The following is a 17,035-nucleotide window of genomic DNA, read 5'->3' as shown; positions in this document are numbered from 1 at the left end:
ACCAGCAGGGCGGCACAATCACCCGGCAGACCGGTAAATACGCGCACCTGAAGAGCCGCCCCGACCTGGGCTACCGTAGGTCGACGCATTGTCGACAGGGGGCAAAACCACCGCAAGCTGTTTTTCTACCAAGGCGGCTACGCGGGCCAGTTGGTCTCTCTGCAATGCCAACTCGGCACTTACCTGGCGGATTCTGGGAACCAGTTCAGCAGGCATTTCACCTTGCACGCGCTCCATGGCATTGGAAAAATCAACAGCAGCCTGCCGTAGCGAGCTGCTGAATTTCTCCAGTGCCAATGCATCTGTCGACTTGAGTGCAGCCGATGCCTGAGTCAGTTGTTCCTCAACGGCCTCCAAAGCCTGGACAAGAAGCATGGTGTGCGCGCCTTTAACGGTCTTTCGAGTAAAAAGTGATCGATTCAGGTGCGACTCAGAAGGCTAGACCATCAGCCCTTTGCGCGGGAAAAGAATTCCTGGGAATTCGCCAGCATTTTGTCTGCCACGACTTCGGCATTCACCTTGAAGGAGCCACTCTCGATGGCAGAGCGTACGGCTTTGACCTTACCCGCGTCAAAATCGCCCTGATTGCGACTGGCTTGATCGAGCGACTTGGTTGCCGATGAAAAGGTTACCGGCACACCGGCGGCGGCCACAGCGGACGAAGCGCTTGCTGCCAACCCTCCTGCGGCCTGTGCGGCCGCTTTTGCCTGCTGCTTGGCAGGCGCTGCCTGCGCTAGTGCGCCCGGCAGTTCCGGTTTTTGTCCTATTTTCATCGCTCTCTCCGCTGCCCCTTGAAATATGGGACCAGGTAGCAATGTTTTCGACCTGTCGTGCGCAGACTTTAGCGGTAAATCGCAAAAACAACCTAAAGCTGGACGCCTATCGTCCCGTCATCATTCACAATGCCGGTCACTATCTTCCCATTATCCATTCTGATGCGCACAGTTTGGCCTGCGGCTCCGGCCGTCATTGCCTGCCCTCCCGCACTGATGGCATAGCCCCGTCCTTGGGCCACCACCCTCACCAGAGCACCCGCCTGGAAGATTTGGGGCGCACGCAACATTGGCTGGCGCAGGGCTTGGCCTGCCTTCAGGTGGCGCGCAGCGACCTGTCCAACCCATAAGCTGGGCTCGGCAACGATGGAGGCATTCTCCGCCGCCCAATCCACTTCGGTCTCGATCGCGTCGGCCGCAGTGAGCACTGAGCCCATGGTGACATCACCCGTCAGAACCCAGGCAGGGCCGTAAGCTTTGATCGTCACGGGGAGAAACACATTCCAGCGCACTGCAGCGTCTTGGCACCGCAAACCCAAACGGGTGCGCCCCCACAGACGGGCACCTGCGGGCAGGTAGGGCTCCACACGGGTACATGGCGCCAGGCGCAGGCGCTCGTCCAACACACCCACGCTCACCTCCATGCGCAAGGGCGATTGCGCAGGCATGTTGCGCGCCAGGGCCTCATCCAGCCATTGCTGGGTCATCTGCTCCAGGTTCACCTGCGCTTGAGCAGCACTCGCAGCCACACACAAGACAGCCGCCCCTACGGCGCGCAGTAAATAGGCAAATCGGTATGTCATGGGAGGCCTCCTGGAAATTCGGTGCCCGCAAGCAAGCCACAAGCCATTGAACTATAGGCGGCACACCGCCCGGGGAAACACCGAACTGCACACCAATTCCTCCGTTCTTCCCCCTTTAGAAAAAACGTGGCGTTTCCATAATCAGCCCACGCCAGCAGTCCATTCAGGGCCCTGGCGTTACTGCAACTTACGGTGTGAGGCGCCCCATGCTTGACAAGATGACCAACCAGCTGAATTTCCACAGCAACGCACTGATCCTGCGTGGCGAGCGTCAGCGCATCATTGCCAGCAACATCGCCAACGCTGACACCCCCGGCTATGTCGGCCGCGACATGCATTTCACCGACGCACTGCGCGAAGCGAATGCAGCGGGCAGCCAGTTGCCTGGTGCAGCCAATCCCCAGACAGGCGCCACCAGCCCACGCCACATACCCTTGTCGTCCACCCTGCCCGGCAGCAGCAGCACCGACAACAAGCTGGGCTACACCGTGCAGACACAACCGTCTCTGGACAAAAACACCGTGGACATGGATCGCGAACGTGCCAACTTCACGGACAACGCAGTGCGCTACGAAGCCACACTGCGCTTCCTCAACGGCCAGGCCAAGACCATGCTGAGCGCCATTCAAGGCCAGTGACATTCTTTGAGAAGCGGGTACTGCCATGTCAATGTTCTCCATCTTCAATGTCTCGGGAAGCGCAGTGAGTGCGCAATCCCAGCGCCTGAACACCGTGGCCAGCAACCTGGCCAACGTGGACGCTGTGGCCGGCCCCGACGGTCAGGCTTACAAGGCACGGCAACTGGTTTTTCAGACCACACCCATGGGGCCCGACAACGCTGCGGGCGTGCGCGTGAGCGCCGTCAAGGAAAGCGAAGTACCAGGCCGCCGCGTGCACGACCCCAGCCATCCGTCCGCGGATGCCGAGGGCTATGTGACGCATTCCAATGTCAACGCGGTGGAGGAAATGGTGAACATGATTTCTGCCTCGCGGTCCTACCAGAACAACATTGAAGTCATGAACACAGCCAAAACGCTGCTGCTCAAGACTTTGCAAATGGGCCAGTAAGCCTGCAGGAGTCTCCCCATGATCACCAGCGCCACCGCCGCCACTTCAGCAACTACCAGCACGAGCACGACCAAAGCCGACGCGGCCTCCGACCCGGCGGCGGCCCAGGACCGCTTTCTCAAGCTGCTCGTAGCCCAGCTGAACAACCAGGACCCGATGAACCCGCTGGACAACGCCCAGATGACATCGCAGATCGCGCAGATCAATACCGTCACCGGTATCCAGCAGTTGAACGAGACCGTCAAGGGCCTGGCAGGCCAGTTCGCAGCCCAGCAACTCATGCAGGGCAGCGCCATGGTCGGTCGCAACGTGCTGATCGCAGACAACACCCTCGCCATGGACACCACCAACCACGTAGGCGGCGGCGCGTTCGACCTGGCAGGTTCTGCCGCCAGCGTGTCTGTGCAGGTGCTCGACGCCAATGAAAAGCTGGTGGGCACCGTGGAACTGGGCGCTCTCAAGGAAGGCCGCTACAACTTCGAATGGGATGCATCGACATACACCGGCACCGGCCCGCTGCATTTCAAGGTGCTCGCCGCCAACGGCAAGACGGCTGTCGATGCCACCGCACTCTCGGTCGATCAGGTGACTGCGGTCAGCCTGGACAACGGCACGCTGTCCCTGCAACTCTCGCGCGGTGGCAGCACCAATTACAACGCCATCAAGGCCATTCTCTAACCACCCTCACGTCACATTTTCAGGAGCACACCATGGGTTTTCAACAAGGTCTCTCGGGCCTGAACGCTGCCAGCAAGAACCTGGACGTGATCGGCCACAACATCGCCAACACCAACACGGTAGGGTTCAAGGCATCGCGCGCCGAATTTGCGGAAATGGTGGCCTCGGCCATCGGCGCTGCCGGCGGCAGCAATGCCGGCATCGGGGTGGAAGTGTCGGCCGTGGCGCAGCAGTTCGGCCAGGGCAACATCACCATCACCGGCAATACGCTGGACGTGGCCATCAACGGCAGCGGTTTTTTCAAGCTGCAGCAGCCTGACGGTTCTTCCGCCTACACAAGGGCCGGCAACTTCAAGCTCGACAAGATAGGCAATCTGGTGACCAACAATGGCGCCAAGGTCATGGGCTTTCCGATTGATCCGATCACGGGCCTGCGAACCGCCAGCGACCCCTCGCCACTCAGCTTTCCCACGGGCGCGCCCATTCCGGCAAAGCAGACCACCAAGATCGTCGCCGAGTTCAACCTCGACGCCCGCGCCAAGGATGCTGCTGGAGACCCGGCCGCTGTACCGCCCGTAGCCCCCACACCCCGCGCCACTTACGGCACTTCCATCAACGTCTACGACAGCCAGGGCGTTGCCAAGCCGGTGAACCTTTATTTCCAGAAAACCGCCACCGCCAACACCTGGGACGTGTACGACACGCTGGACGACCCCTCGGCCACACCACCCGTGGTGGGCGTTGTGATTGGCCAGATCACGTTCGACAACAACGGCGCCATCACCGGCCCGGCCGCCACGCCCCCCGCCACAGGATTCATCCTGCCTCTGACGGGCATCAATCCCAGTCCGCCCAACCCCAACAATCTCCCGCCCTTTGATGTGGAGATCAGCCTCGATGGCGTGACCCAGTTCGGCAGCAAGTTTTCTGTCTCCGACCTGAGCCAGGACGGCTATGCCTCGGGAACGCTGACGGGCATCAACGTGGAAGCCAGCGGCATGGTCATGGCCCGTTACTCCAACGGCGTGACGCGCGCAGAAGGCCAGGTTGCCCTGGCCAATTTCCGCAACCCGCAAGGCCTTCTTGCCGTTGGCGACAACGCCTGGGTCGAAACGTTTGAATCCGGCGCGTCGGTCATCGGCACCCCCACGGACGGCAACTTTGGCGCGCTGCGCTCGGGCGCACTGGAAGACTCAAACGTCGATCTGACCGCCGAGCTGGTCAACATGATGACGGCGCAGCGCACCTACCAGGCCAACGCGCAAACCATCAAAACCCAGGACCAGGTGATGTCCACCCTGGTCAACCTGCGCTAACGCGCCCGCCTGAGACAACGGAGTCACCATGGACCGCATCATCTACACCTCCATGACCGGCGCCAACGCTGCCGCACACCGGCAGGCGGTGCTGTCCAACAACCTGGCCAACATCTCGACCAACGGCTTTCGTGCCGAGATGTCGACCTTTCGCTCCGTACCCCTGCAGGGCGATGGGGCATCCACGCGCGTCTTCGCGCTGGAAGCCACCTCGGGCCACCGGGACACCGCTGGCCCGGTACAGCGCACGGGGCGCAACCTCGATGCCATGGCCGTGGGCAACGCCTGGTTTGCCGTACAGGGCGTCGACGGTACCGAGGCCTACACCCGCAACGGCGGTTTCGAAGTTTCTGCTGCAGGGCAGTTGCTCACGTCCACCGGCTTGCCCGTGCTCTCCGATGGTGGTGCGCCCATCGACATTCCACCGGGCGCAGAGGTTTCGCTGGGTTCTGACGGCACCGTCACGGCCAAATCGGCGGGGCAGCCGGCAGCCGCTGTCGGGCGTCTCAAGCTGGCCACTCCCACGCTGGAAGACCCCCTCAAACGCGGCGACGACGGGCTGTTCCGCGCAGCATCGGGCGACCCGATTCCCAGCGATGCCAACGCACGCATGCTCAGCGGCGCCATTGAAGGCTCCAATGTGAACCCGGTCGAATGCATGGTCGGCATGATTGCCGCGTCACGCCAGTTTGAGCAGCAGATGCGCCTGCTGCAAACTGCCGAAACCAACGATAAATCCGCCAGCCAGCTGCTGGGCATGAACGGCTGAAGAGGCAAACGACAGCGCCCCGAGCGACTTTGGCCACGCCAGTCCCACAGGCACTGAAACATTGATACGACCGAGGTAATCCACCATGATCAACTCCCTTTGGATCGCCAAGACCGGCATGTCTGCCCAGCAGACACAGCTCGACGTCATCTCGCACAACCTGGCCAACGTATCGACCACCGGCTTCAAGCGCAACAACGCCGTGTTCGAAGACCTGATTTACCAGAACCTGCGCCAGGTCGGCTCCAACACCACCGAGCAAAACCAGCTGCCCACCGGCCTGCACCTGGGCCTGGGTGTGCGCACGGTCGCGACCAGCCGTAATTTCACGCAAGGCTCGCTCCAGGAGACCAAGAACAACCTGGACGTCGCCATCAACGGCAACGGCTTCTTCGAGGTCACCATGCCCGACGGCAGCATCGGCTACACACGCGACGGCTCCTTCCAGGTCGATGCCCAAGGCCGCCTGGTCACCTCCAGCGGCCTGCCCGTGGCCAACGGCATCACGATTCCGACGGGCGCCACCAGCGTAAGCATCAGCACGGAAGGCGCGGTATCGGCCATCGTGGGCAACAACCCAGCACCCCAGCCGCTGGGAAACCTGGCGATGTCCAGCTTTATCAATTCAGCGGGCCTGGAGCCCATCGGGCAGAACCTGTTCAAGGAATCGGCCGCCTCGGGCCAGCCCCAGCAGGGAACACCAGGCTCCAACGGATTGGGCTACATCCGCCAGGGTTTTCTGGAAGCATCGAACGTGAATGTGGTGGAAGAACTGGTCACCATGATCCAGACCCAGCGCGCCTACGAGATGAATTCCAAAGCCATCCAGACCTCCGACCAGATGCTGGCCAAGCTCAGCCAGCTCTGATCACAGGATTGGGAGAGCACCACCATGAGAACAATTTCCTCCTCCATGGCCCGTCTGCGCGCAGGCTGCCTGGCCCTGGTGGCCGCACTGGTCTTGCCAGGCTGCGCCAGCCTTTCGCCCACGCCGCCGGTCGATATCCTGCCCACGACACCGCCGCCGCTGGCCGTCGCGCCCCGCACACCACCGCCGGTCACAGGCAGTCTGTACCAGCAGGCCAGCTACCGACCCGCCTTTGAAGACCGGCGCGCTCGCATGGTGGGCGACAACGTCACCATCCAGATCGTGGAAAACGTAACGGCGAGCCAGAAATCCTCGTCCAGCGTAGATCGCAACTCTGAAATTTCTGCCGGTATCAGCGCCCTGCCCTTCGTGAACAAATCCCTCACCGACAAGACCACGCTGGGGGCCAAGTCCGACAATACCTTTGCAGGCAAGGGCGGCACTGAAAGCGCCAATACCTTCTCGGGATCGATTACGGCCACCGTCATCGATGTGCTTCCCAACGGCCACCTGGTGGTGGCCGGAGAAAAGCAGATCGGCGTGAACCAGAACGTGGATGTGCTGCGCTTCTCGGGCACCATCGACCCGCGCGCCTTGCAGCCCGGCAGCATCATCAACTCCACCCAGGTAGCCAACGTGCGCGTGGAATCTCGGGGCCGCGGCGCACAAAGCGAAGCGCAGGTGATGGGCTGGCTAGGCCGGTTCTTCCTCACGATATTGCCGTTCTAAGAAACACACTCCAAAACATCAAAAACAATAGCTGCTACCGCTTACTGTATAAGCGTTAGTGGCTGTTTTTATGTGTTTTTTCTTATCGTGAAGAAGCACCATCTACAAGCCCTTGGCACAGGCAATAGACCGGTGAACCGGCTTCTTTTTGGGTTTTAGTTCTGGCGGCGGAGAACCACAATCGAGGCATGAAAGCCCCGTCCTGCTCCTTTTTGCCGCGCCCTTTGCGCCTGCTGCGCGTCTTGCTGGCCACGGCAGTACTGTGCGGCATGGTGCCGGCCCACGCGCTGCGCATCAAGGAAGTGGCCGCTGTTCAAGGCGTGCGAAGCAACCAGCTGACGGGTTACGGCCTGGTGGTCGGCCTGGACGGCACGGGCGACCAAACGACCCAAATGCCCTACACCACGCAGGCCATGCAGAACTACCTGCAAAACATCGGTATCAGCCTGCCTCCCAGCGCCGCCGGGCAACTGCAGTTGAAGAACGTGGCAGCGGTGATCGTCACGGCCCAGTTGCCGGCATTCGCCCAACCCGGCCAGCTGATTGACGTCAACGTTTCCTCCATGGGCAATTCCAAATCCCTCAAGGGCGGCATGCTCATGACCACCCCGCTGCGCGGCGCCGATGGCGAAATCTACGCCCTGGCCCAAGGCAATCTCGCGGTCAGTGGCGCAGGCGCATCGTCGGGCGGCAGCAAGGTGCAGATCAACCACCTGAGCGCAGGCCGCATTCCGCAGGGCGCGCAGGTTGAACGCTCGGTTCCGACGCCACTACACGAGGGCGATTCGATCACCCTGGGCCTGAACGCCTCCGACTTCCAAACGGCGCAGCACGTGGCCCAGGCCATCAACACCCGCATGGGTGCGGGGCGTGCCACCGCTATCGATGGCCGCACGGTGCAGGTGCAGGCACCATCCGCACCCGGGGAGCGGGTCGGCTTCATTGCCCAGATCGAAGAACTACCGCTGGAGGCCATGGTGCCGGCCGCCAAGGTGGTCATCAATGCGCGCACCGGATCGGTCGTGCTGAACCAGGCCGTCACGCTGGGGCCCTGCGCCGTGGCGCATGGCAACCTGTCGATCATCATCAGCTCGCGGCCCGTGATCAGCCAGCCCAACCCGTTATCGCAAGGGCAAACGGTGGTTGCGCAGCAAAGCGACATCCAGATCAACCAGGAACCCGGCAACGTCATCCAGGTTCCTCCGTCAGCCCAATTGACCGATGTGGTGCGCGCGCTCAATGCGCTGGGTGCCACGCCCGGCGACCTGCTCGCCATCCTGCAAGCCATCAAGGCCGCTGGCGCGCTCAACGCAGAGCTGGAGGTCATCTGATGCATGCACAGCCCCCTGTGCCTGCAGAAGCACCGCCCAAGGAGTGCTAAGCCATGGCCCTTTCCCTTCCTTCCTCCAACAGCCTCAACACCTCCAATGCGCTTGCGGCAGACGTACGGTCACTCGACCGCCTGAAGTTTTCCGCAGGCGATAGTCCGCAAGCCACGCGCGAGGCGGCCAAACAGTTCGAATCGCTTTTCATGCGCGAGATGATCAAGAGCATGCGCGAGGCCACCATGAAGTCAGGCTTGCTCGACAGCGCCCAGGGCGACCTGAGCACCGACCTGCTGGACCAGCAGCTTTCTGTGCAGATGTCTGGCCAGCCGGGCGGCCTGTCCGAGGCCATTGCACGCCAGCTCTCGATGCTGATGGGCGGCGGTGCGTTGCAATCCTCGCCCCCTTCCACGCTCAGCCTCGCTGCCCCCAGCCTGCGCACCCCGGCCACCGCCCCTGCAGCGCCCGCCAGTGGGCCAGCCCCCAAGGGTCGCGATGATTTTGTGCAGCACCTGGGTGCCACGGCCGAGCGCGTGGCCCAGGACAGCGGCATTCCGGCCAGCTTCATGCTCGGCCAGGCCGGGCACGAAACCGGCTGGGGCAAAAGCGAGATCAAAAATGCCGATGGTTCCAGCTCATTCAACCTGTTCGGCATCAAGGCGGGCAAGGGCTGGACCGGCAAGGTGGCCGAAGTGACGACCACCGAATACATCGATGGCACTCCCCGCAAAGTGGTCGCTAAATTTCGCGCCTACGACTCGTATGAGGATTCGTTCCGGGACTACGCCAAGCTGATCAACAACAACCCGCGCTACGAAAAAGCCCGGGCCCAGACCGATTCGGCCACCGCCTATGCCATGGAACTGCAGAAGGCCGGCTACGCCACCGACCCCGCCTACGCCCGCAAACTGAGCGGCGCCATCCAGAGCGCGCTGCGCGCCATGGCATGACCCCGGGAGAAACACCATGAGCCTGCTCAACGTCGGATCCCGGGCCTTGTTGGCCAACCAAACTGCGCTGCAAACCGCAGGCCACAACATCGCCAATGTCAGCACGCCTGGTTATTCGCGCCAGAACGTTGTGCTGGAGACTGTGCAGGGCCAGTTCACCGGCGGTGGCTACATCGGCAAGGGCGTGAACGTCGCCACCATTTTGCGCAACCACAGCGAACTGCTGACACGGCAAGCGGCGTCGGCTGGTGCGGTGTCTTCGGCCGACACGGCGCGTGCCATCCGCCTCAACGAACTGCAGGACGTTTTCAGTGGCGGCGCCACGGGCCTGGGCGCGGCCATCAACGACATGGTCAACGCCTTTTCAGACGTTGTGACCGCTCCCACCGACCTGGCGGCGCGCAGCCTAGTGCTTACGCGCATCGACGAAACCGCCGGACGCATGCGCGCAGCCTCCGCCCGGCTCGATGAAATTCAGAGCACGGTGCGCTACGAACTGACCGGCGCGGTGCAGGAAATCAACAAACTGGCCAAAGGCATCGCGGCCATCAACGAAGAAATTGCCCGCGCAAAGGGCAACGGCCAAAGTCCCAATGACCTACTGGACCAGCGCGACACGCTGATTCGCAACCTGAACAACTACGTGCAGACCTCGCAGATCCCTGCCGACGATGGCTCTGTGGGCATTTTCGTGGCAGGTAGCCAACCGCTGGTGCTGGGCAATACGGCAACGCCCCTGTCGATCGGAGATTCCTCGGAGTTCGCGGGCAGCGGCAAGGTCAAGCTGTTTTTCAACAACCCGGGCAGCGCACCCATCGAGCTCAATGAAGATATGCTGGGCGGCGGCGAAGTCGCTGGCCTGCTGCGCTTTCACAACAGCGACCTGACCGAAGGCCGCAACCTGCTGGGCCGCATGGCCGTGGCGATCAGCGAAACCATGAACGCCCAGCACAAGCTGGGCGTGACGCTCGACGGCCAGGCAGGGAGCAACCTGTTCACCCCCGTGAACCTGCCTGATGCCCGGCCCGGCCTGAAAAACACCTCCGGGGCCACCATCGGTCTGGCGGTTTCAGACCCCACGCTGTTGGCGGCTTCCAACTACCGCATCAACTACAGCGCGCCCGGCGCGGGCACGGTGCAGCGCGAGTCTGATGGCAAGATTTTCCAGTTTGGCCCCGCCCTGCCCCCGCCAGGTTTTGCCACGGTAAACGATTTTTTTGCCACCCAGGGGCTGTCGCTCACCCTCACCGGCGCCCCGGCCGCCAATGACCAGTTCCTGGTCAATCCGCTACAAAGTGCGGCCACCGATCTCAAGGCCATGGTGTACTCACCGCGCGACCTGGCCGCAGCCAACCCGGTCAACGTGATGATGGGCCCCAACAACAGCGGCAAGCTGCAGATGGCTGAGCTGACGGCTCGCTCCAACCCGCCGGGCGCCACGGCACCCATCACGCTCACCTTCACCGGGCCCAACACCTACACGCGCTCGGACACCGGGGCCACCAGCTACGGCTACATCTCGGGCCAGCCCATCACCTACGACAGCGCCACGCCCCCCACAGGCTGGTCCATCACCCTCAACGGCACACCAGCCGCCGGGGATACCGTCACCATCGACAACGCCCTGGCCCCCGCCTATGGCGACCAGTACAAGCGCAATGCAGGCAACGCAGGCGCCATGCTGGACCTGCGCGATGTCAAAATGTTCGACGAATCCACCATGGCCGATGGTTATGCCAGCGCCATGGCGCAGATCGGCACCCGCACCCAGAGCGCCCAGTTCGCCGCCAAGGTGTCCGAAGGCATCGCGGCACAACTGGAGAAGGACCGCACAGCGGTCTCCGGGGTGAATCTGGATGAAGAAGCGGCGCGCCTGATCCAGTATCAGCAGGCCTACCAAGCCTCGGCCAAAATGATCCAGATCGCCCAGAGTATCTTTGACAGCCTGATCCAGACAATGGGCCGCTAAGACCGGAGTTCAACATGAGCAACGCACTGACCCGGGTTGGCACCGCCAACATGTACGACAACGCCCTGCGCAACCTGGGCGAACGCCAGTCGAGCCTGGTGGGGCTGCAGGAAAACCTCACCGCGGGCAAGCGTGTGGTGCGCGCCAGCGATGACCCGGTGGCCGCCGCGCAAGCCGAACGCTCGCTCACCCGCATCACCCGCATCCAGACCGAGCAGCGCGCCCTTGAAGTGCAGCGCAATGCCATGGCTCAAGCCGAAAGCTCGCTGGGCGACGCCATTACCCTGGTGCAGGATATTCGCCAGCTCGTGGTCAATGCGGGCAACGGTGCCAACACACCGGCCGACCGCCGCACGATTGCCAACCAGATCCTGAGCCTGCGCGAGCAACTACTGAGTGTGGCCAACCGCAAGGACACCAACGGCTTGCCCCTCTTCAACGGGCTGGGCAGCGCACTGGCGCCGTTTTTGGGCCCGCAAACGCCGGCGCCCGACTACACTTTCGAGGGCCTGCCCGGGCAGACGGCCAGCAACGACGTCTCGATCCCCCTGACGCTCGACGGCGACGCTGCTTTCATGTTCCGCCCGCAACGCGACGGCGTGTACCACGCGGCCATGAGCACCATTCCGAACACCCGCCAGTTCGGCACCAACGCGGTGATCACTACCGACCCGTCCCTGGTCACGGGCAACAACTACACCATCTCCTTTAGCGCGGTCGGCCCCGGTGCCACCACGGGCACCACCACGGCCACCTACACCATCACCAACACCACCACGGGCATCGCCCAGCCGCCGGTGACGGTGCCCGACTTCCCCTCCGACAAGCCGGTCACCATCACCGTCACGGGGATACCGGGCCTGAGCGTCGATTTCAAGGGCACACCGGCCAACGGCGACACCGCGACGCTCGAACCCAGCGCCAGCATCTTCAGCGTGGTGGACACCGCCATCCGCGAAGTCAGCAACGCCGCCGACAGCCAGGGCGCGGCGCAGGCCGTGGGCCAGGCGCTGGCAAACATCGACCGCGGGTTGGAGCGCCTGCAGACCGTGCGCGGCAATGCGGGTGAGTTGCTCAACCGCGCCGACCGCATCACCGGCAACCAGGAAACACGCAGCATTCAGCTCGAAGCCGACCGTTCTCGGGCCGAGGACCTGGATATGATCAAGGGCATCTCGGACTTCCAGAACCAGCAGGTGGGCTACGAAGCTGCCCTCAAGTCCTACTCCATGGTTCAGAAGTTATCGCTGTTCAATTTCATTTCTTGACCATGGTTCAATCCGTCCTGGGTAGTCTGATTCTTGGCTATCGCCCGCTCTGGGGACGGGAGCGGGCCCTGGTGGGCATCCAGTTGTTTGTGCGCAGCGAAGGCACGGCCCAGGTCGATACCGCCCACCTATTGCACTCCTTGCAGGAAATGTGGAGCGCCAGCTCCCCCCCGCTGCTCATAACCCCCCAGACGCGCCAGTTGCTGAGCGACATGCTGGAGCATGCCCCGCGCAACGCCCCCTGGATCAGCGTGCCTGGCCCCTGGCTGGCCGAGTCCGCCATCCATGCCGGCGTGCAAGCGGCGCACCAGCGTGGCCTGCGCATGGTGTGGCGGGGCGAGCTGGGCAGCCTGCCCGAGCCTGACATCGCCCGCTGTTTTGACAACAGCCTGCTCAGCCTGCGCCCCGAGGATGCCGTGGCCGCGCTGCAGGCCGCACCACCGCCCCCCCGCCCGGGCATGCCGCCCGCGGTGCCACAAGGCTCCAGCCCGGTGATTGGCGGCCAGATGTACGAAAACGTCGCCAGCCGCGCACTGATGGAGCATTGCCTGGACGAGCGCAAAGCCATGGCACTGGCGGGCTGGCCCACGGAAGATGTGCTCTACAGCCTGCGCCACCAGCAGATGCAGCCAGCGCACGCGATCATCCTCAAACTGCTCAAGGCCATCGAGGCCGAGCAGTCGCTGGAGGTCTTCGAAGACATCCTGAACGAAGACCCGCTGCTGGCCTACCGCTTCATGGTCTATACCAACTCGGCCTCGCTGGGCCTGCGCACCGGCATCGATTCGCTGCGCCGTGGGCTGGTGATGATGGGCTACAGCTCGATCAAGCGCTGGCTTTCGGATCAACTTCCGCACGCCAACACCGAAGCCAGCCTGCGCCCGGTGCGCGAGGCCAGCGTGCTGCGTGCACGGCTCACCGAGCACCTGCTCCAATCGGGCGTGCAAAACGACCTGCGCCGCGAGGTGTATCTGTGCGGCCTTTTCTCGCAGCTCGATGAGCTGATGCGCGAACCTCTGGGCACAATCCTGCACCGCATTCCGCTGTCCGAGCGCATCTACGATGCCATCGTGATGCACACCGGCCCCTACGCCGCCAGCCTGGAGATGGCCTGCGCCCTCGAAACCGAGGATGCCAGCGCCATTCGCCAGCTGTGCGAAACCCACGAGATGGACCTCGAAGAGGTCAACCGTGCCCTGCTGCGCGTGCTCTCCGGCCTGGAAGTCATCCGCCCCGGCCACTGAACCCAGGCAGGCGGCCTGCCATGCGCCAGAAGTCTCTGACACTGGTGCAGCCCACAACCAGCAACCATTGCGCCAGGGCCGCCAATCCCTCGATGCACAGGGGGCGCTGGTGGCGTCTCCCTTGCGCATCGCGCAGCGATGAACAAGAGGAAGGATGAATCACTTCAACTGCGCGCGCACGCGCTCAAACACCCGCCAGAAGACCGCCTCCTGCGTCGTGGTGAAGTTGATGCGCATCAGCGTGCCCGGCTGGCGGCTGGCATGGAACAGCGAGCCGGGCGCAAGCAGGTAGCCCTCGTCCAGCATGCGCTGCGCCAACGCATCGGTGTCCACCCCGGTATCCACCCAGCCAAACAGACCCGCAGGCTCTGTCACGAAGCGGCAGCCCGCGTCCAGCGCCAGTTGCACGCTGCGCGCGCGGGCCTGGGCAAGCCGCAGGCGCATGCGTTCGGCATGGCGGCGCAGTTGCCCTTGCTCGATGCACAGCGCCAGCGCTTTTTCCAGGATGGACGGCGTGGTCAAGGTCGACAGCAGCTTGGTATCGAGCAGGCGCTCGGTCAGATCCGCCGGCGCCGCCAGGTAACCCACACGCCAGCTGGGCGCCAGGACCTTGGCGAAACCGCTGACATAGATGGTGCGGCGCAGACCGTCCAGCGCACTGAGACGGGTGGCATGGTCGGGCGCAATGTGGCTGTAGGTGTCGTCCTCGACGATGTGGAAGTTGTGCCGTTGCGCCAGTTGCAGCAACTGGTGCGCGCACCCTGGCGCCAGGCTGTAGCCCGTGGGGTTGTGCAGCACGCTCACGCTCACAAACAGCCGGGGCGCGTGCACCTCGCAGTAGCGCGCCATCACTTCCAGGTCGGGCCCTTCGGCCCGGCGCGGCACCGGCAGCACCCGCATGCCCAGGGCAGCAAGCCGTGCAAACTCCACCGACCAGCCCGGCTCTTCGACCATCACCGGGTCGCCCGCCTTGAGCAGCGTGCGGCTCACGATGTCCAGCGCATGCGTGGCGCCCACGGTGGTCATGATCTGGGCCGGGCGTGCCGGTACATTCAGGTCACTCAGGCGGCGTGCCAGCGCCTGGCGCAAACCGGCGTCACCCAGGGGCTCGCCATAGCTGAAGGTGCCCTCCTGCAGCGCCCTGCCCGCCGTCACCTTGCGCACCGCTGCCAGCATGAAGCGGGCCTCTTCCAGCCAGACACCGGGAAACACCCCCGAGCCCGGCTGCGGCAGGTTGGCCCCTTGGTGGAACATGCCCCGGATCAGCGCCGTGGCGTTGATGTGCGCGCCCGAGGGCAAGGCCCCCGTTGCCTCGCGCAGCAGCTGCCCTTTATTTGCTACATTTTCAATAGCTGTTTGCGCTTTACCAATGGGCGCTACAGGCACATTTTGCACTAAATCACGCACATAGAAACCCCGCTGGCGCCGTGCCTCTACCAGCCCTTGCGCCAGCAATTGGTCGTAGGCCGCAACCACGGTGTAGGGGCTTACGCCCTGCTGGCGCGCACAATCGCGCACCGACGGCAGGCGTGCCCCGGCGGGCAACAGGCGCGAACGGATGCGCTCGGCAAAGCGGTCGGCCAGTTGTTCGGTCAGAGTGCGGTGGGCAGTGCGGGTCAGCATGGGAGGAATCAGTGCAGCTGTGCCAATGCGAACACCAGCACAGTTTGCTTGTTTGTCAAAAAATCTGTACTGGCACTGTAATGGTAATTTCTCTACAGTGGGCTGCATCGCACGGCTCTTTTCCTCTCCTTTCTCCATGCCCTTTGCCGAATTCACCGCCCTGCTGGTTCTGGCCACAGCCATGAGCTTCACGCCCGGCCCCAACACCACACTCTCGACCGCGCTGGCGGCCAACCGGGGGCTTCCCCAGGCCATGCGCTTTGTCTGCGCCGTACCCGTGGGCTGGTCGGCGTTGCTGCTGCTCTGCGCCGGCGGGCTGGGCGCCATGGTGGTGGCAGTGCCGCTGCTGCGCCTGGCCATCAAGGGCCTGGGCATTGGATACCTGCTGTGGCTGGCCTGGAAACTGGCGCAAAGCGCCCGCCTGACCGAAGCCAGCACGGCGCAGTTGAGCGTGGGCTTCTGGCAGGGCACGGCACTGCAGTTCGTCAACATCAAGGCCTGGCTGCTGGCCCTGACCATCGTGGCTGGGTGGATCGCCGGGCGCGAAGACGCTTTGCCGCGCCTGGCCATCGTGCTGCCAGTGATGGTGTTTTTTGCCTTCACCAGCAACCTCATCTATGCCGCTACCGGCGCTCTGCTGCGCCAGTGGCTGGCGCAGGGAAATCGCCTGCTGTGGTTCAACCGCTGCATGGCCTTGGTGCTGGTGCTCACCGCCGCCTGGATGACCACCGCATGAGCACCCGCCCATCCGCCACACCACACGCAACCACGTCGGCCCGCCATACCGCCGAAACCCGGGGCCTGGCACTGGGCCTCTTGGGCGTGGTAATTTTTGCCCTGACGCTGCCCATGACACGGCTGGCCGTGGGCACGCCCGAGGCGCCCTTGATGTCGGGCCTGTTCATCGCCATGGGCCGCGCGGCCGTGGCAGGGGCGCTCTCGGCCATGCTGCTGTGGGCGCAGCGTGCGCCCTGGCCCCAGCGCGCAGACTGGTGGCCCCTGGTACTGACGGCGCTGGGTGTGGTGTTTGGCTTTCCGCTGCTGACCTCCATTGCCATGCGCCATGTAGGCGCCGTGCATGCCAGTGTGATCGTGGGCGTTCTGCCCCTGGCTACGGCGGCCGTGGGGGCGTTGCTGCACCGCCAGCGCCCGTCGCCCGCCTTCTGGGCCTGCGCGCTGCTGGGCACGGCACTGGTGGTGGCGTTTGCGCTGCTGCGTTCGGGCAGCGCGGGCCTGGCGCTGCACCCGGCCGATCTGCTCTTGCTGGGCGCCATGCTGTGTGCGGCGGTGGGCTATGGCTATGGCGCACGCCTGTCGCACCACATGCGCGCCGACGCCGTGATCTGCTGGGCCTTGGTGCTATCGCTGCCGGTCACGGTGCCACTGGCGGCGCTGTCCTGGCCACAGGTGGCGGTGCCGGTTGTGGCCTGGGCTGCATTTGGCTATGTGTCCGTTTTTTCAATGTGGCTGGGTTTTTTTGCCTGGTACAGGGGTCTGGCGCTGGGCGGCACGGTGCGCGTCAGCCAGGTACAACTGGTGCAGCCGTTTCTGGGCATGCTGTTTGCCGTGCCCTTGTTGGGCGAGCGGCTCGACGCCGTCAGCCTGGGCTTTGGCTTGGCGGTCATGGTCACCGTTTTGGCAGGTCGGCGCAT

General features: G+C 63.7%; 18 protein-coding genes. 14 read left to right on the top strand and 4 right to left on the bottom strand.

Annotated elements, in window-relative coordinates; all coding sequences use genetic code 11:
- Nucleotides 1-18 precede the first annotated feature (18 nt).
- The 3 genes from ACYVOC_RS18620 to flgA form a co-directional block, all read right to left on the bottom strand.
- A complete protein-coding gene (locus ACYVOC_RS18620; RefSeq protein ID WP_116004917.1) occupies nucleotides 19-375 on the bottom strand; it encodes a hypothetical protein in 357 nt (118 codons plus the stop codon).
- A gap of 71 nt (nucleotides 376-446) precedes the next feature.
- Nucleotides 447-773, bottom strand: a complete 327-nt coding sequence (gene flgM / locus ACYVOC_RS18615) for a flagellar biosynthesis anti-sigma factor FlgM (protein WP_116004918.1) — start codon at nucleotides 771-773, stop codon at nucleotides 447-449.
- A 92-nt stretch (nucleotides 774-865) separates the two neighbouring features.
- Nucleotides 866-1,576, bottom strand: coding sequence for a flagellar basal body P-ring formation chaperone FlgA (gene flgA / locus ACYVOC_RS18610; RefSeq protein WP_461162749.1), 711 nt, complete (start codon nucleotides 1,574-1,576; stop codon nucleotides 866-868).
- A 206-nt stretch (nucleotides 1,577-1,782) separates the two neighbouring features.
- Here flgA and flgB point away from each other — a divergent pair, with 206 nt between their 5' ends.
- The 12 genes from flgB (at nucleotide 1,783) to ACYVOC_RS18550 (ending at nucleotide 13,760) form a co-directional block, all read left to right on the top strand.
- Nucleotides 1,783-2,214, top strand: coding sequence for a flagellar basal body rod protein FlgB (gene flgB / locus ACYVOC_RS18605; protein WP_461162748.1), 432 nt, complete (start codon nucleotides 1,783-1,785; stop codon nucleotides 2,212-2,214).
- Nucleotides 2,215-2,239: 25 nt separating this feature from the next.
- Nucleotides 2,240-2,644: a flagellar basal body rod protein FlgC gene (flgC, locus tag ACYVOC_RS18600; protein WP_116004921.1), complete on the top strand. Its 405-nt coding sequence runs from the start codon at nucleotides 2,240-2,242 to the stop codon at nucleotides 2,642-2,644.
- Nucleotides 2,645-2,662: 18 nt separating this feature from the next.
- Nucleotides 2,663-3,322 (top strand): flagellar hook assembly protein FlgD, encoded by a 660-nt coding sequence (locus tag ACYVOC_RS18595; protein WP_461162747.1) that lies wholly within the window; start codon nucleotides 2,663-2,665, stop codon nucleotides 3,320-3,322.
- A gap of 32 nt (nucleotides 3,323-3,354) precedes the next feature.
- Entirely contained in the window at nucleotides 3,355-4,638 is a 1,284-nt protein-coding gene (flgE, locus tag ACYVOC_RS18590; RefSeq protein ID WP_116004923.1) for a flagellar hook protein FlgE, read from the top strand.
- 28 nt (nucleotides 4,639-4,666) lie between these two features.
- Nucleotides 4,667-5,407, top strand: a complete 741-nt coding sequence (gene flgF, locus ACYVOC_RS18585; RefSeq protein WP_116004924.1) for a flagellar basal-body rod protein FlgF — start codon at nucleotides 4,667-4,669, stop codon at nucleotides 5,405-5,407.
- 85 nt (nucleotides 5,408-5,492) lie between these two features.
- The gene (gene flgG, locus ACYVOC_RS18580; protein WP_116004925.1) at nucleotides 5,493-6,275 is read left to right on the top strand and encodes a flagellar basal-body rod protein FlgG; all 783 of its coding nucleotides are present in this window, start codon (nucleotides 5,493-5,495) and stop codon (nucleotides 6,273-6,275) included.
- A 24-nt stretch (nucleotides 6,276-6,299) separates the two neighbouring features.
- Nucleotides 6,300-7,004 carry a flagellar basal body L-ring protein FlgH gene (locus ACYVOC_RS18575; RefSeq protein WP_461162746.1) on the top strand — a complete coding sequence of 235 codons (705 nt, stop codon included), beginning with the start codon at nucleotides 6,300-6,302 and terminating at the stop codon, nucleotides 7,002-7,004.
- Between the two features lie 188 nt (nucleotides 7,005-7,192).
- Nucleotides 7,193-8,335, top strand: a complete 1,143-nt coding sequence (locus tag ACYVOC_RS18570; RefSeq protein ID WP_116004927.1) for a flagellar basal body P-ring protein FlgI — start codon at nucleotides 7,193-7,195, stop codon at nucleotides 8,333-8,335.
- A gap of 53 nt (nucleotides 8,336-8,388) precedes the next feature.
- The gene (gene flgJ / locus ACYVOC_RS18565) at nucleotides 8,389-9,279 is read left to right on the top strand and encodes a flagellar assembly peptidoglycan hydrolase FlgJ (protein WP_461162745.1); all 891 of its coding nucleotides are present in this window, start codon (nucleotides 8,389-8,391) and stop codon (nucleotides 9,277-9,279) included.
- Between the two features lie 16 nt (nucleotides 9,280-9,295).
- On the top strand, nucleotides 9,296-11,248 hold the full coding sequence (gene flgK, locus ACYVOC_RS18560; RefSeq protein ID WP_461162744.1) for a flagellar hook-associated protein FlgK: 1,953 nt from the start codon (nucleotides 9,296-9,298) through the stop codon (nucleotides 11,246-11,248).
- 14 nt (nucleotides 11,249-11,262) lie between these two features.
- Nucleotides 11,263-12,516: a flagellar hook-associated protein FlgL gene (flgL, locus tag ACYVOC_RS18555; RefSeq protein ID WP_461162743.1), complete on the top strand. Its 1,254-nt coding sequence runs from the start codon at nucleotides 11,263-11,265 to the stop codon at nucleotides 12,514-12,516.
- Between the two features lie 2 nt (nucleotides 12,517-12,518).
- Nucleotides 12,519-13,760 carry an HDOD domain-containing protein gene (locus ACYVOC_RS18550; protein ID WP_461162742.1) on the top strand — a complete coding sequence of 414 codons (1,242 nt, stop codon included), beginning with the start codon at nucleotides 12,519-12,521 and terminating at the stop codon, nucleotides 13,758-13,760.
- A gap of 159 nt (nucleotides 13,761-13,919) precedes the next feature.
- Here the strand turns inward: ACYVOC_RS18550 and ACYVOC_RS18545 are convergent, their stop codons facing one another.
- Nucleotides 13,920-15,383 carry an aminotransferase-like domain-containing protein gene (locus ACYVOC_RS18545; protein ID WP_461162741.1) on the bottom strand — a complete coding sequence of 488 codons (1,464 nt, stop codon included), beginning with the start codon at nucleotides 15,381-15,383 and terminating at the stop codon, nucleotides 13,920-13,922.
- Between the two features lie 136 nt (nucleotides 15,384-15,519).
- Here ACYVOC_RS18545 and ACYVOC_RS18540 point away from each other — a divergent pair, with 136 nt between their 5' ends.
- Nucleotides 15,520-16,119, top strand: coding sequence for a LysE family translocator (locus ACYVOC_RS18540; protein ID WP_461162740.1), 600 nt, complete (start codon nucleotides 15,520-15,522; stop codon nucleotides 16,117-16,119).
- Nucleotides 16,116-17,035 (top strand): DMT family transporter (locus ACYVOC_RS18535; RefSeq protein WP_461162739.1); only part of this gene is annotated, 920 nt, incomplete at its 3' end. The genes ACYVOC_RS18540 and ACYVOC_RS18535, both read left to right, overlap by 4 nt.

The sequence above is a fragment of the Simplicispira piscis genome (genome assembly GCF_054783455.1).
This window is presented reverse-complemented; position numbering and strand designations above follow the sequence as displayed.